Consider the following 15,756-nt stretch of genomic DNA (forward strand, 5'->3'; position numbering starts at 1 on the left):
ATTGCGGTAATTCAGATGCCGCATGTTTGACTCTTCACTATTCCCGCAAATCCCCTTTAGTGAGGTTTTTAAGCGCATAAATGCCGGTACTACGGTTGTAACACCGAACCGCAGGCTTGCATTGGCGCTTAAAGAACAATTCAATCAAGATCAAATCGGCCTAAAATTGGCGGTTTGGTACTCGGCTGATGTACTGCCATTTATAGCCTTAATTGAGCGAATTTACCTTGATGCGCTGTATGTCAAGCAAACATCTACTTTGCCGTTGTTGCTGTCCGCAGCACAGGAACAGGTGCTGTGGGAATCGATTATTCAATCCTCTGCAGCAGGAAAAACATTACTGAGGATTTCACAGACTGCGCAATGTGTTCAGGAAGCATGGCAATTGGCGCATGCATGGCAGCTTATCCCGAAACTTAAAGATTTTTATCCGAATGAAGATGGTAAAGCGTTTCTGGATTGGACAAAATCCTATCAAGACAAAACAGCGCGTAACCGGCAAACAGACCAAGCACGTATTTGTGATCTGATCACAGAACAATACGAATACCTGGATATAAAAAAACCATCTTCTCTGGTTTGCTATGGTTTTGATGTTTTTACACCGCAACAAATCACTTTCTTAAAGAAATTGACCGCCACTGGGTGCGAGGTCGTAATAGCCGCTCCGGCAGCTAAGCATTCATTAATTTTGGGTGGTGCCCGGCGCATTGAATATGCGAGCAGTCGTGAAGAGATTTTTCAGGCAGCAGCATGGGCGCGATCCAAAATAGAAACAGCGGATCATGCGGTTCGTGTCGGCATCGTGGTACCCGCTTTGGCCAGTTGCCGCAGCACGCTGATCCGTATTTTTAATACGGTGATGCATCCGGATATTAGATTTGCATTACCGGGCTCTGCGCGGCCAGTTGCGCCATTCAATGTTTCGTTGGGTTTGGCGCTAACGGAATATCCGCTGATTGATGCAGCTTTTGCAATTCTGGAATTGCTGAGTCAGGAAATGGAGTTTGTCCGTGTAAGTCATTGGTTACGGTCTCCATTTCTCGATGGCGGAGAAACGGAGATGTCGCAGCGTGCGTTGCTGGACGCGCGTATACGGCGGTATGCCGAGCCTTTAATCACTATGGATCGATTAGTAACACTCGTGCAGCAAGCTGGTGGTCAAGCAAATTGTCCGGTTCTGCTACAACGCTTGTCAGCATTAGTCACATTCCGTCAAACAAAGCTCCCCGGATCGGAGAGTCATGCCGTTTTTGCCAAAATTATTTCTGAAGTACTGCAGATTTCCGGGTTTCCCGGAGAGCGCGGTCTGGATTCCACTGAATACCAAACATTTAAAAAATGGCAAGCATTAGTCGCGGATTTTGCAACACTGGATCATGTCAGCGCAAAAGTAAGTTATCGTCAAGCGATCAACCGCCTGAGGCGAATGGCAAACGATACATTGTTTCAACCAGAAACATCCGAAGTGCCTATTCAGATTCTCGGGTTGCTGGAGGCGGCTGGGATGGTGTTTGATCATCTCTGGGTCATGGGTTTGTCGGATGAGCAATGGCCTTTGCACGCCAGTCCCAATCCATTTCTGCCGCTTGAATTGCAGCGCCGGGAAAAATTGCCCCTGGGGTCAGCACTGGAAACACTGGGTTACTGCCGAAGATTGACGGATGGCTGGCTATCCTGCGCGAATGAAGTGATTTTAAGTTACCCCCAATATAGTGACGATCGTGACAGACATGAATTAAAGCCCAGCCTGCTCATTAAATCGATAGCGGAGATTAGGGAAGAGTGTCCCGTCGTTTCGCTGCATCGCGATCTTATTACCCAATCCTGTGAGCTGGAGCAGATTGAAGACAGTCAGGTGCTACCTCTGGAAAAGGAAATTGCCAATCAAGGTATCAGGGGTGGTACGGCCGTGATTAAGGATTATGCCGCATGCCCATTTCGCGCCTGGGCTAAGTACCGACTGTTAATAGAAAGCGTGGGTGTGCCACATACCGGTTTAAATGCGATGGAACGGGGCTCATTGGTACATCAGGTATTGGCGCAGATTTGGAGTCAGCTGAAAACCAAGAATACGCTCGATACCATTAGTGATCATAACCTCGAAGAAATACTGGCAAGTGCCGCCGATAACGCAATTTTGCAAATGCGGCAATATAGACCGAATGCACTTTCAGGCCGGTTTGCGCAGATTGAACAATGGCGTCTATTACGTTTGGTGCGTGAATGGCTGGATGAGGAAAAGAAGCGCGGGCATTTTGCCGTGATTGCAACCGAAGAAACACGCGCGATCCGGATAGGCGAACTGGTATTGAATGCACGTCTGGATCGAGTCGATGAATTGGAGGATGGGCAGCACATCGTTATTGATTACAAAACCCGGAAACAATCCGTTCAGACTATGCTCGGAGAGCGTCCGGATGAGCCGCAACTTCCATTGTATCTGGTAATGACTGAGGTACAGCAGCAGGCTGCAGGCGTTGCGTTCGCTGCTGTTAAGCGAGGAGAAATGGGGTTTGCAGCGATCGTACGAGATCCGGATTTGTTGCCGGGAGTTAAAGCATTTTCGCAATTAAATGCATGTAAGCAATTCGACTCCTGGGATCATGTGATTGCGACATGGCGGCAGCATTTGACGGGCCTTGCGGAGGGTTTTTGCAATGGTGATACCAGAGTAAATCCCAAGAATTTCCCGGCAACCTGTGAGCATTGCGATATGCAACTGTTTTGCCGGATTCATGAGCGGATTGGCGAGAGGCTCACTGAGCAGGATGATGAAAATGGATGACGGTACGCCCATTCCTGATGCAGATGAGCGCTATCGCGCATTGGATCCTGCGCAATCATTTATCGTGCAGGCACCGGCAGGATCGGGAAAGACTGCGCTTCTGATTCAGCGATATCTCCGATTGTTGACCTGTGTTGATGCGCCGGAAGAAATTGTGGCGATTACGTTTACCAGGAAAGCCGCAGCAGAAATGCGTGTACGTGTTTTGGCAGCACTCGAAGTTGAAAAGAAACTTACCGATGCGGAAACGGCTTATGAAAAATTGAACCGTGAGCTGTCGGCTGCTGTTTTACAGCGAGATCGTCAGGCTGGATGGCATATCGCCGAGAATCCGGAGCGGTTGCGGATACAAACGATTGATTCATTATGCGCTTCATTGACACGGCAAATGCCAATGCTGTCGAAATTCGGCGCACAACCCGAAACAGTCGAGGATGCTACAAATCTCTATCTTGAAGCGGCGCGTGCTACGTTGCAGCTGATTGAACAAAACAATGTGATCGCCCAGGATGTGAAGCGGTTGCTTGAACATCTGGATAACGACATGGCGCGCATTGAGACATTGCTTGCCGAGATGTTATCGCGACGCGATCATTGGTTGCGCCATATTCATGGCAGAACCCGAGAGGAGCTGGAAACTTCGCTGCAAAATTCACGCCGCAATGCATTGCGCTATGTTTCCCGGGTATTTCCAAAGGCAATGCAAAATGAATTGCTGGATTTGCTGCGGTATGCCGCTTCGAATCTTCTTTCTTCAGAAGGCAAATCATCGGGGATTAGTTTCTGTGATCGGCTAGAAGCATTATCGGCGGCGGATGTTGAGCACTGGTGTGGTATTGCTGAATTATTGCTGACCAAAGAGGGCGCATGGAGAAAAAGAATTTCTGTCAACGAAGGATTTCCAACCGGTAACACCAAGACTGAAAAAGACAAGGCGAAAGCGTGGAAGAATCGACTAGAAATTCTGATTGAGTCACTTAATCCGGAGGATACGTTCCGGCGAGCACTGCACGATATGCGCCAACTTCCACCGTCTTGTTATTCCGATAAACAATGGGAAATATTGGGAGCAATAATAAGATTGCTGCCATATGCCGTTGCACAACTTAGTATCATTTTTCAAGCCAGCGGTTATGTGGATTTCTCAGAAGTGGCGCAGCGTGCATTGATTGCGTTCGGTGATTCTGAGTCACCGACAGATCTGGCATTAGCGTTGGATTATCGCATTAAGCATTTGATGATTGATGAATTCCAGGATACTTCAATCAGTCAGTTTAAGTTGATCGAGAAACTTGTTGCCGGCTGGGAAGCTGAGGACGGGCGTAGCCTATTTGCAGTGGGTGATCCAATGCAATCCATTTACCGGTTTCGTGAAGCAGAAGTGGGACTTTTTTTACAAGCACGAAATTCAGGGATTGGTCATCTGGTTTTACAGCCGCTCACGCTCAGAGCTAATTTCCGTTCACAGCAAGGTATTATTGATTGGATTAATACTGCTTTTGCACAAATCATGCCCGGTTGCGAGGATGTCGCAACAGGTGCAGTGGCTTATAGCGCTTCGATTGCGACACATTCTCGGCTTACTGGCAATGCGGTGCAGCTATATCCATTTTTTGAAAAAAATCATGTTGCAGAGGCCGAACAAGTTGTGGAAATTATCACGCGAACGCAACGTGATAACCCAACTGGAACGATAGCAATATTAGTGCGTAACCGTAGTCATTTACGCGAAATTGTAGGGCAATTAAAAAAAGCCGGGTTGCAGTTTCGCGCGATTGACATCGAATTGTTGTATCACAAGTCTGTGGTACAGGATTTGCTAGCGCTCACGCGTGCACTCATAAATCCGGCCGATCGTCTTGCCTGGTTTGCAGTGTTACGAGCCCCCTGGTGTGGTCTTTTGCTCATGGATATTGCCGCGTTAGCGAGTATTAAAAAGAATGAAAATGCTCACGGTGTGATCGCCAAAGAAATGACTGTGTGGGAGTTGATGTGCGATGAAAATCATTGGCATAGCATTTCGACCGATGCAATGATGCGCATACGCCGGATACGGGAGATATTGGAACCTTGTATGAATCATCGGCAGCGCCAATCATTACGCATGACGGTAGAAGCACTTTGGCAAGCGCTTGGCGGTCCGGGTTGCATAAATCCAGTTGAAAAAAATGGGAATTACATGGCAAACAATCTGGATGATGCCATGATTTATTTGGATTATCTTGAGGAGCAAGAAGAAGCTGGTGCTATTCAAGATTTGGCGAACTTTGAAAAGGGGCTAAATGCGCTGTATGCCTCACCAGATCTGGATGCTGATGACACCTTGCAGATCATGACGATACATAAAGCCAAGGGACTTGAATTTGATACGGTGATCGTACCCGGACTCGGTCGAGCGCCGCGTAATAATGATAAGCGGTTGCTGAAATGGATCGAACAACCACAAAACGAAGTTATAGATGTAAGCGGTGTGTCGATTCCAGATTTATTACTTGCGCCGATTCAGGAAACAGGGGCAGAAGCTGATTCAATCTACTTATGGATGGAGAAACTGGATCGAAACAAGGAGCAACTCGAAACCGATCGTTTGCTTTATGTTGCTGCAACGCGTGCAAAAAGTTTTTTACATTTATTGGGCCATGCCGGTTTGGCTTCCGATAGTGATGGAAAAACAATGCTTAAGAAGCCAGTCATTGGCACATTACTAAACAGGCTATGGTTAATTGTGCAATCAGTTTATATTGATGCAATAGAAAAAAATACCGCATCTGGGAATTGTCAACTGGATGGCAAAGATAGTGAGATGCACATGGACGGTATAGATAATCAAGAAATCTATCGATTGAGGGCAGGATGGATTTTACCGGATGCTCCAAAATCAGTAACTTGGCAAGAACCGCATGCCAGTATACAAATACAAGAAGAAATAGAATTTTCTTGGGCGAGCGAAATGGCTCGTCATGTGGGTAATGTAGTGCATCGATGGTTACAAAAAATTGCTGAAGATGAAATGCATGACTGGAGTACTGTACGCATACAAATGTTGCAAGATCAGTTTAAACAAAATTTGTGCGCTAGTGGAATGAGCGGGAATAATAATGAGGTGAGCTACGCAGTTGAACGCATTACTCTGGCGTTGACATATGCAATCACCGATAAAAACGGGCAATGGATCCTGGGACCGCAGCAGTCTGCACAAAATGAATTAAGGATCACTGGTATCGTTGATAATGTGCCAATGACTTGGGTGATCGACAGAACTTTCTGTGATTCCAGTGGAGTGCGATGGATTATAGATTATAAAACAAGCAGCCATGAGGGTTCAGATATAAATGATTTCCTAGATCGCGAACAGATGCGTTACCAGCATCAGCTCAATCATTATGCAAAAATTATGCGGCAGATAGACTCACGCCCTATAAGATTAGGGATTTATTTTCCATTAATAGGTGGTTGGCGAGAGTGGTAAAAATTGTGCAAGGCTCGGGATATTATTCTCAATTCACAGCAGAAAATTTCACAAAATTTTGGAGGAAGGCAATTATCCCTTTACTTATTGTGAGTAAAGGAAAAAGTTTGAATATTGGGGTGTAAGACCATTGGGGAAGGTAGGAGATTTTATGACAAATGACTTGACTTTAAACCCCAAGGTCGACTAGCCTGAGAGGTGTAGCTAAATTGAGAGAAGTAAGCAGGGAAGATTTAGCTGCCGAATTTTAAAGCAGTACTAATTAATTAGTATTAAAAGTGATAAGAAGTAGTAAGAACGGGAAGTAGTTTTGATTAACAGTTAGGAGATAGAAACATGGCAACAACTTATGGCACAACGAGCGCAAGTTCGAGCGCTAACTATGACATGTCGCTGTGGTACGACTCAAAGTACTACAAGATAGGAATGCTCACCATGTTATTGGTGGCGATATTTTGGATCTGGTATCAAAGGACATTTGCATATTCACACGGCATGGACTCGATGGAACCGGAATTTGACAAAGTGTGGATGGGACTGTGGCGCGTACACATGACCCTGATGCCTTTATTTGCTTTGATCACCTGGGGCTGGATCCTGAAGACCCGTGACACGAAAGAACAACTGGACAACCTGGATCCAAAGTTAGAGATCAAACGTTATTTCTACTGGATGATGTGGCTGGGTGTGTATTTGTTTGGTGTTTACTGGGGCGGAAGCTTCTTCACCGAACAAGATGCATCGTGGCACCAAGTGATTATTCGTGACACTAGCTTCACGCCAAGTCACGTAGTGGTGTTTTACGGCTCATTCCCGATGTACATCGTATGTGGCATAGCCTCATACCTGTACGCGATGACCCGTTTGCCACTGTATAGCCGCGGCACATCATTCCCGCTGGTTATGGCAATTGCAGGCCCATTGATGATTCTGCCTAACGTAGGATTGAACGAATGGGGTCATGCATTCTGGTTCATGGAAGAACTGTTCAGTGCGCCATTGCACTGGGGCTTTGTGATTCTGGGCTGGGCAGGCTTGTTTTCAGGTGGTATCGCAGCACAAATTATCACCCGTTACTCCAACCTGACCGACGTTATCTGGAATAACTCAAGCAAAGAGATTCTGAACAACCGGATAGTTCCTTAATCTAGGCGAGATTACCACTCCTGTCTCGAAGAGAGATAGGAGTGGTAAAGAGATTTAAGTTACTTGCAGTTATGGAAACGAAATGTATCGCGACGACGAATTAGCAGCAAAGTAGTAGTAAAGGAATCGTCAAAGAGTTTTCATATTTAATATCACACGAAAAGAAGAAGGGAGGGTCTAGTGAGTAGAACAGACGAAATTTTAGCAGCGGCAAAGATGCCGCCAGAAGCAGTCAGAATGTCCAGATATATAGATGCGGTGTATTTTCCAATTCTCTGTATTCTTCTGGTTGGTACCTATCACATGCACTTCATGCTACTGGCAGGAGACTGGGATTTTTGGCTTGACTGGAAAGACCGTCAATGGTGGCCTGTTGTAACACCGATTGTAGGTATCATGTACTGTGCAGCGCTTCAGTATTACCTGTGGGTAAACTATCGCCTGCCATTTGGCGCGACACTCTGTATCGTATGCCTGTTAGTAGGTGAATGGCTGACCCGTTACTGGGGCTTCTACTGGTGGTCACATTACCCAATCAACTTTGTATTGCCATCAACCATGATTCCTGGTGCGCTGATGTTAGATACAGTTTTACTGTTGACGGGTAACTGGCTGATTACAGCACTGTTAGGCGGTGGTTTCTGGGGATTGTTTTTCTATCCAGGCAACTGGCCGATATTTGGCCCGACCCACTTACCAGTGGTAGTAGAAGGTGTATTACTGTCAGTAGCTGACTACACAGGATTCCTGTATGTGCGGACTGGTACACCGGAATATGTGCGCTTGATTGAACAAGGCTCACTGCGTACGTTTGGTGGACACACCACAGTGATTGCGGCCTTCTTCGGGGCTTTTGTATCCATGCTGATGTTCTGTGTATGGTGGTACTTTGGCAAATTATATTGCACCGCTTTCTACTATGTTAAAGGTGAAAGAGGTCGTATCTCTATGAAGAACGACGTAACAGCTTTTGGTGAAAAAGGCTTTGCACAGGGGATCAAATAATGAATATAAAAAGCATTTTAAAGCTGGGCGTATTAGGCCTGTATGGAGCTGCGATAGGAGCGGCATCACTGGCGGTAACGCTGGTAGTAGACGTAGCACCGGCAGCGGCACACGGTGAACGTTCACAAGAACCGTTCCTGCGTATGCGTAGTATTCAATGGTACGACTTGAAATGGCAACCGAAAGTCACCAAAGTCAATGACATTGCTACCATGACAGGGAAGTTTCACTTAGCAGAAGATTGGCCACGTGCGGTAGGTAAGCCAACACGTGCATTTTTTAACGTAGGAAGTCCTAGCCCGGTGTTTGTACGTTTAAGCACCAAGCTGAATGGCGAACCGACCTTCATATCAGGCCCACTGGAAATTGGACGTGACTATGAATTTGAAGTGAAACTGAAAGCAAGGATTCCAGGACGTCATCACATGCACGCGATGGTAAACATCAAGGACGCAGGACCTATTGCAGGCCCAGCCTCTTGGATGAACATCTCTGGAAGTTGGGATGACTTCACCAACCCAATCACCACACTGACTGGTAAAACCATTGACCTGGAGAATTTCAACTTCAGCAATGGCATATTCTGGCATGTATTATGGCTAGCTATCGGCTGCTTCTGGATTGGCTACTTTGTAGCGAAACCGATGTTCCTGCCACGTAGCCGTGTATTGCTGGCGTATGGTGATGAGTTACTGACATCACCAACGGACAGAAAAGTTGGATTGGCAGTTGCGATCCTGACCTGTGCAGTGGTATGGGGAGGCTATCGTTATACAGAAAGCGTGCATCCATACACAGTACCGATCCAAGCTGGTGAATCTAAAGTAGCACCAATGCCGATTGCACCGAACCCAGTTGCAATCAAAGTAACACATGCTAACTATGACGTACCAGGCCGCGCATTACGTGTGACCATGGAAATCACCAACAATGGAGACTCAGCGGTCAACATCGGTGAATTCACCACAGCAGGTGTACGTTTTGTTAACAAATTGGGACAGCAACACCTGGATCCAGATTATCCAAGAGAACTGGTAGCAACTGGTTTATCAATGGATGACGACAAAGGAATTCAGCCTGGAGAAACCCGTGAAGTTAAGATGGAAGCCAAAGATGCGTTGTGGGAAGTACAACGTTTGATGGCACTGTTGGGTGACCCAGAAAGCCGCTTTGGTGGCTTACTGATGACCTGGGACCAAGAAGGCAATCGCTATATTAATAGTATTGCTGGTGCAGTTATCCCAGTCTTTACCAAGCTATAAGCTTAGTTAAGCATCAACGCCGGTACACCACTGTCGCAAGACAGCCGGTGTACCGGCTTTTTTTATCCTAGTTCCGGTAAATTTTTCTGATGCAGTATTTCTGCCCGTTATACATGTCCACTCAATCTGAGACAGTTAAGTGTATTTTCTAATCGCAGCAAGGCGACACCTATAGTGGAAGAGTTTGATTTCAGTGTAATTTTGTGTGCTTGCTTTCGTTTTGACCGTATGAAAAATCTTTGATACATTCCAACTCGATTTCTGATAATCACATAGTGTTAATAATAGGGGAGAATAATGCAACACAATGCAGGGTTTCTACGGTTAGTGGAACAAGCTAAACAACGCGTGAAGGAATGTACCGTTGCTGATGTGCAGGCCCGATTGACGCGGGGAGAACAATTCCATTTTATCGATGTGCGGGAAGATCATGAATTCTGGGTTGACCACGCGGCAGGCGCTCGTCATCTTGGAAAAGGTATCATCGAACGCGATATTGAAAATGTGATACCTGATAAGCAAGCCCCCATTGTGCTGTATTGTGGAGGTGGGTATCGTTCAGTTCTGGTTGCGGATGCATTGCAACAGATGGGCTATACCAATGTGATATCAATGAGTGGTGGTATTAGAGCTTTACGTGATGCTGGTTTTCCGCTCGAAAAAGATAAATCAATCTAGAAGCGATGCAACAGTTTTAGATTTGTCAGTTTTGCTTATGTAAAATCTAATCGGCCTTTTTCACCTAATACCAGAGTGTTTCACTCTTTTGATTTGCTAAGTAGATTTTTGCCAGCTTCTCGAATGCCATCACGGTTATCGAACACCATATGCGCTCTTTCAAGGGGAAGTGTCTCGCCCAGAAAGAATCTGGGTTCGCGTATATTCCAAAATACCATCAACGGAACACCGAGGAATAGCGCGACAACCCCAATCAAGAATACAGTACCTACGCCAGCAATCGATCCGCTGGACCCGTAATTGGGATCCATCATGTTCCACGCCTGAAGAATACCCACCGCGATCAGAATCACCGCAGCAATTGCAGGCAAAATCACCTGCGATAGCGCTGTGTGCCAATGGCTAAATGCGGTACGATGGAAATAGAGTACACAGGATAGCGCTGCTACTGTGTAGTATGTGCAGATGGCAATGCTGACACTGTGGATCGAATCTTTGACAATTGATTCGCTGATCATACTCAGGGTCGAGTAAATTACCAGCGTCATCAAACCGATTGTCCAAGTTGCAAACTTCGGTGTTTGTGTTGCTTCACTGACTGAAGAAAATCTGCGTGGAATGGCCCGGTACGTTGCCATTGCCAGCGCAGCACGCGCTGCTGGCATGATCGTAGACATCGTCGACGAGAAAGCCGAAACCCCGATTATCAATGCAGCAATCAGTGCGCCTTTGGCGCCGATCATATCGGTCGTCAGAACGGTGATGATCGAATCGATATTGTCTTTGAACGTCAAGCTTGATTTATCCTGCGCATCGATACCAGCGTATGCTAACGCTGTAGTAGAGAAAACTACATAAGTAATCACAGTAATCGTCATCGCGATAAGGCCGCTTCGGCCTGCTTGCTCTGAACTGCCTTCTGTTTCCTCAGACATTGCCAGCGACGCATCAAATCCCCAGAATAGGAATAACGCCACAAGAAATCCATTCAAAAACGCACTAAAAGAAGAGATTGCAAACGGGTTGAGCCACTCCATTGAAAATGGCTCGGCAGTACTCACCGCGCCCCCCTGCATAACGCGCATTAGCAGAATGGCCGCGAGTACAATGAGACCACCATATTGCGCGATCGTCAGAATCATGGTGGTGCGAGAAGATTCCTCAGCGCCGAGTGCCGTTAGATACGTCGTGCTGAGGATGAATAGAATAGCTACGCCAAAGTGAAACCACAAGGGCGTTTCGCCTAAATTAAAGACGATGGCTGTCGTGTTGACTATGACCTGGGTTGCAGCGACACCCGCCAGCACGCTCGCCAATAACAACGCCCAGCCGCCGAACCAGCCAAAACGTGGCCCAAGGGCTTTGGCCCCCCATGTGAAAACCGTACCGGAATCCGGCGCTGAGGTAGTCAGGTGTTTGTAGGACAATGCCACAAAGAACATCGGAATCACGGACAGGATGAACACGATCGGTAACTGATAACCGCTTTCGGAAGCACCGTAACCCAATGCACCGGTTAACGAGTACGCCGGAGCGGTCGCTGCCAATCCAATCGTGACGGCAGCGGATTTGGATACCGATCCTTTTTTTAATCCCTTGGCTTTCAGCCCGTGCATCGCGGATTCTTCGTGCATCTGATACCTCATGGTTTTCTGCGAATTAGGAAAAGAGAATTTCTGATAAGCGCTGGAAAGTAGCAAAAATTTGCAGTGAAGTCAAAAACGTAGAAAGAGATTGGCGTTGTACAATTTGGGACAGGTGGATTACGCAAATAATAGCGGGTTTGTCTCAAAGAATTGCGGGGAGACTGATTACGGATATTTTCTGATAGTTTTGCACAAGCTGAGTACTATTCGCACCTCCTATTTAAAAAGCCCGCCGCAACTTGGTTTCATTCCAAGCGGAAAATAGAGGTGTATATCAAACTCAGTTACTTTAAACTAGGCGATAACGCGTTTCTAAATCGGTCAGTTGCACCACCGAAAGCATTAATCGAGATTAAAGATAGAGATAAACACTTATCATGACAAACATACACGATCAAATTCTGCCTGCAGGGACCCAAATCGGTGTCTACGAAATTAAGGGTACGGTAAAAGTCAATCCGTTCGATATTACCTATCGTGCCTGGAATCACCATCTCAAGGAGCCAGTGAAGATACAAGAGTATTTTCCGCACGTTTTCGCTGTTCGCACAAGTGATGGGCTGGGTGTTGCGCCCAAATCTCCGGAAGACGAAGAAAATTTTGACTATGGGTTAAAGGCATTTTTGGATCAGGCCGAGATGCTGACGCAAATCGAGCATCCCAATCTTGTCGTGGCGGAGAACAGCTTGTTATTCAATGGCACGGCTTATCTGATCATGAGTACCCGGGAAGGTGTGTCGCTTTCCAAGTTAATCCAGTCGGAAACAGCATTTGCTGAGACGGAATTAAAATTCATTCTGGTGTCGATACTGAATGCATTGCAGAAAATTCATGAATACAGAATGGTGCATGGCGGTATTCAACCGGCAGCGATCTTTTTGGGTAAGGATGGCGAACCACTACTGACGGATTTTGCTGCTGCACGATTAGCGATTGCCGCGCGCACGGCTCAGTTTGCTGCTGAATTAGCTAGCGGATACGCGCCAGCGGAGCAATATGAGTCTGTGAATACGCCCGGACCGGCAACCGATTTTTATGCGCTGGGCGCGACAATGTCTGCGTGTATCACGCATCGCCAACCCATTGCTGCGCAGAGCCGGGTTGCGGCTTTAAGCCAAGGCGAATCCGATCCGATGGGCTCACTTTCTGCGTCAGCTGGTACTGCCTATAGTGCCGAATTGCTGCAAGCGATTGACTGGATGTTGCAACCCGAATACAGCCGCCGGCCGCAAGCAGCGGGCGAGATTCTGTCGCTACTCAAATCAGAGTCTGCCAGCAATGGCCAAGAGGGAACTTCAAACTCTGAGCAAACCGTCAGCGATGCAAACCGCAATAACCAGAGATATCTGTGGATTGGTATCATGACCGGGATCGTTGCACTGGTGACATTTGGATTATGGTTTGATAAAAAACCGGCAGAAACAGTGGATGGCAAGCAAAGTACAGTAGCTACTCAGCCTTTATTCCAACGTAATCCCGGCAAGACCATCGTTACACCAGAGATTAAAGAAAACCAACCCGCCGCTCCTGCAATTGTCGCACAATCAAATCCAGAGTCAGATTCAGTCAAGGTAGCTGAACCCGTAAAACTACCCGAGCTGGCAGACGAAACAACACCATTAAAAACTAACACAGATGAAGCTTTAATCCAAAAGCACTTGGTTGCTGCTGAGAAAGCTTATAAAGCAGGGCATTTCACCACCCCGTCGAGAGGTAATGCCTATAAATATTATCAGATAGTATTGACCATGGAACCCAGCAATGCGGAAGCGCGTGCCGGGTTGCAGAAAATAGTGGACCGGTATGTTCAGTTTATTGAAAAAGCGAAAACTGAAGGTAAGCTCAATATGATTAGACTCTATTTGCAAAGAGCGGAGTCGGTTTTGCCGGATGATCCTAAGCTACAGAATATTCGGAAGGAATTGGCTGCGCAATAAATAAGTTAGTACCTGTCAGCCTCAGTTGTTGCTAATTTTTTGAACCAATTCGATGCAACACTGCATCAAACAAACGCAACGCCTGTCTGCACCAGTCCCGTCAAATGGATATTCTCAGCATTGACACCACTGTCTGCGGCCAATATCGCTAAACCGCCGGATGATATTTCACCGGTATCAAGCATTTTGACGTAAGGCGATTTTTGAGTATCTGACGGCGCGGCGCCAAACAAGTTTTGCCATAACAAGGTTACGATTTTGTCGTGGCTGGTGAGTTCTGTCGCATGGATTGCGAATTCCCCCAATTGTTCATAGCTCAGACCTTTATCCGCTTCTGTCAGGCCAATGCCGACATAGTCCTGATTGGCGGCGGCAGAAGCGCCAAAAACAGCGCCGAGTAATTTGGCAACTTCCCCGGCGGAACCATCCAGATCAAGCGCCAGCCTCATGTCATTAAATTCCAGGCGTTCAATATGCATCAGTGTGTCCTGATTGCCGAGATTGGCGTTGGCGGTGATGGTATAGCCGCTGGAAGTTTTACTCAGTGTGTAGTTATCACGCGGCGCTTGCACCAGTACGGTGTCAATTCCGGAATCTCCATCTAGGGTATTGCTGCTGTCGTTTCCGATCAGCACGTCGTCGCCTTGACCGGCGATGGCATTTTCAATTATCACATTGTCAGCAATCCATACATTCGGAATGGGCAGGCCGACATTCACACCGTTGGATTGAACATAGATCGGTTCACCGATAAACGATGCACTGGTTGGATTCAAATCAATGCGGCTGGAAATCGCACCTGCATACTGAATGGTGTCGGAAGGACCGGCGGCATCCCAGATAGTTTCGTGGTAAGTATTTGTATCGGTGTAGGTATATATGTCATTTCCGGCATGATAATGATTATTGGCGCCGTATAAATATTGCATAGCGGCTATGTCCAGCACCATCGGTGTGGTGGGATGTAATGAAAATTCGTTGCCTTCTTCTCCTTGCAGATTTGAATAGGTATAGCTCATGATGGTATGCATGATGCTATCCAGTACAGGCGGGAGCGTTTTTGCGGTTGGGTCATCAGGATCCGCAAAGGGGTGTTTAAAACCCAGGGCATGGCCGATCTCATGTAAGAGTGTTTCAAAGGATATGGTGCCGGGAGTCCAATCCTGAAAATTGAGAAGACTTTTGGTGTTGATCCAGATATCACCCGATTTGGTACTGTTGCTGGGTAAATAAGACCAAGCCAATGTCGAATCATCCGTATCTTCCGTATAGGCTACGCGAATATCTCCTACTGCACTGGGAGTTTCCGCTACCTTGATGAAGTTTATATTGGCAACGTTGGCCCATTGTTGTAAAGCCTGCTCAAAGTAGTCCTGGTCTGCGCTGGTCAATGGCTTAGCTGCGCTATTCCAGGGCTCACCATCTCCGAACTGAGAACCATAACCCGATCCGGAAAGCGTGGACCAGAACAGGGAACTGTTACTGGCTGGAAAACTGTAGGAAATGGTTGAATTTGTCCAGCGTGTACCGCCCAATAAAGAATCAATCTGATTGTCATTGGCCGGATCAGTGTAAATAACACTGCTAGCGGTTAAAGGTGTTGCCATGATAAGGGTCCTAATAAACGAGAAATTGAGTAATTGGCGTGCGGCGTTAGCGATAATTTAAATGTGTGTTGTTAAAATAGACTTATATCGAAAACTTCACAAAAGATCTTCATGCACTTCACAAATAATTCATATGTATGGGAATAATATATGTTCTCGTAAAATAATTACAAAGTTTGGTAATTTAATAGCTTAAATTCTAGTCGCTTATCGGGTAA

General features: G+C 46.6%; 9 protein-coding genes. 7 read left to right on the forward strand and 2 right to left on the reverse strand.

Going from position 1 to position 15,756, the window contains the following annotated elements; translation table 11 throughout:
- Positions 1-22 precede the first annotated feature (22 nt).
- The 6 genes from NIT79A3_RS05355 to NIT79A3_RS05380 all read left to right on the forward strand — a co-directional run bounded on the left by NIT79A3_RS05355 (position 23) and on the right by NIT79A3_RS05380 (position 10,348).
- Entirely contained in the window at positions 23-2,788 is a 2,766-nt protein-coding gene (locus NIT79A3_RS05355; RefSeq protein ID WP_013965227.1) for a PD-(D/E)XK nuclease family protein, read from the forward strand.
- Positions 2,781-6,257, forward strand: coding sequence for a UvrD-helicase domain-containing protein (locus NIT79A3_RS05360; RefSeq protein ID WP_013965228.1), 3,477 nt, complete (start codon positions 2,781-2,783; stop codon positions 6,255-6,257). The genes NIT79A3_RS05355 and NIT79A3_RS05360 overlap by 8 nt, the downstream gene beginning before the upstream one ends.
- Positions 6,258-6,593: 336 nt before the next feature.
- The gene (locus NIT79A3_RS05365; RefSeq protein ID WP_013964653.1) at positions 6,594-7,403 is read left to right on the forward strand and encodes a methane monooxygenase/ammonia monooxygenase subunit C; all 810 of its coding nucleotides are present in this window, start codon (positions 6,594-6,596) and stop codon (positions 7,401-7,403) included.
- A gap of 180 nt (positions 7,404-7,583) precedes the next feature.
- Positions 7,584-8,408: a methane monooxygenase/ammonia monooxygenase subunit A gene (locus NIT79A3_RS05370; RefSeq protein ID WP_013964654.1), complete on the forward strand. Its 825-nt coding sequence runs from the start codon at positions 7,584-7,586 to the stop codon at positions 8,406-8,408.
- A complete protein-coding gene (locus tag NIT79A3_RS05375) occupies positions 8,408-9,670 on the forward strand; it encodes a methane monooxygenase/ammonia monooxygenase subunit B (protein WP_013964655.1) in 1,263 nt (420 codons plus the stop codon). The genes NIT79A3_RS05370 and NIT79A3_RS05375 overlap by 1 nt, the downstream gene beginning before the upstream one ends.
- 297 nt (positions 9,671-9,967) lie before the next feature.
- Positions 9,968-10,348: a rhodanese-like domain-containing protein gene (locus NIT79A3_RS05380; RefSeq protein ID WP_013965229.1), complete on the forward strand. Its 381-nt coding sequence runs from the start codon at positions 9,968-9,970 to the stop codon at positions 10,346-10,348.
- An 80-nt stretch (positions 10,349-10,428) separates the two neighbouring features.
- On the opposite strand, the gene NIT79A3_RS05385 is transcribed toward NIT79A3_RS05380, so the two are convergent.
- Positions 10,429-11,982, reverse strand: a complete 1,554-nt coding sequence (locus tag NIT79A3_RS05385; RefSeq protein ID WP_013965230.1) for an APC family permease — start codon at positions 11,980-11,982, stop codon at positions 10,429-10,431.
- A gap of 389 nt (positions 11,983-12,371) precedes the next feature.
- On the opposite strand from NIT79A3_RS05385, the gene NIT79A3_RS05390 reads away from it, so the two are divergent.
- Positions 12,372-13,931, forward strand: a complete 1,560-nt coding sequence (locus tag NIT79A3_RS05390; protein WP_013965231.1) for a protein kinase — start codon at positions 12,372-12,374, stop codon at positions 13,929-13,931.
- A 65-nt stretch (positions 13,932-13,996) separates the two neighbouring features.
- On the opposite strand, the gene NIT79A3_RS05395 is transcribed toward NIT79A3_RS05390, so the two are convergent.
- The gene (locus NIT79A3_RS05395) at positions 13,997-15,538 is read right to left on the reverse strand and encodes a M10 family metallopeptidase C-terminal domain-containing protein (protein ID WP_013965232.1); all 1,542 of its coding nucleotides are present in this window, start codon (positions 15,536-15,538) and stop codon (positions 13,997-13,999) included.
- Between the last annotated feature and the right edge of the window lie 218 nt (positions 15,539-15,756).

The organism is Nitrosomonas sp. Is79A3 (assembly GCF_000219585.1).
In the GTDB taxonomy this organism is placed as follows: domain Bacteria; phylum Pseudomonadota; class Gammaproteobacteria; order Burkholderiales; family Nitrosomonadaceae; genus Nitrosomonas.

Excerpts from the sequence above, each read along its gene's own strand:
- NIT79A3_RS05355 (WP_013965227.1), top strand. The coding sequence starts at position 23 with ATGTTTGACTCTTCACTATTCCCGCAAATCCCCTTTAGTGAGGTTTTT.
- NIT79A3_RS05360 (WP_013965228.1), top strand. The coding sequence starts at position 2,781 with ATGGATGACGGTACGCCCATTCCTGATGCAGATGAGCGCTATCGCGCA.
- NIT79A3_RS05365 (WP_013964653.1), top strand. The coding sequence starts at position 6,594 with ATGGCAACAACTTATGGCACAACGAGCGCAAGTTCGAGCGCTAACTAT.
- NIT79A3_RS05375 (WP_013964655.1), top strand. The coding sequence starts at position 8,408 with ATGAATATAAAAAGCATTTTAAAGCTGGGCGTATTAGGCCTGTATGGA.
- NIT79A3_RS05380 (WP_013965229.1), top strand. The coding sequence starts at position 9,968 with ATGCAACACAATGCAGGGTTTCTACGGTTAGTGGAACAAGCTAAACAA.
- NIT79A3_RS05385 (WP_013965230.1), bottom strand. The coding sequence starts at position 11,982 with ATGCACGAAGAATCCGCGATGCACGGGCTGAAAGCCAAGGGATTAAAA.
- NIT79A3_RS05390 (WP_013965231.1), top strand. The coding sequence starts at position 12,372 with ATGACAAACATACACGATCAAATTCTGCCTGCAGGGACCCAAATCGGT.
- NIT79A3_RS05395 (WP_013965232.1), bottom strand. The coding sequence starts at position 15,538 with ATGGCAACACCTTTAACCGCTAGCAGTGTTATTTACACTGATCCGGCC.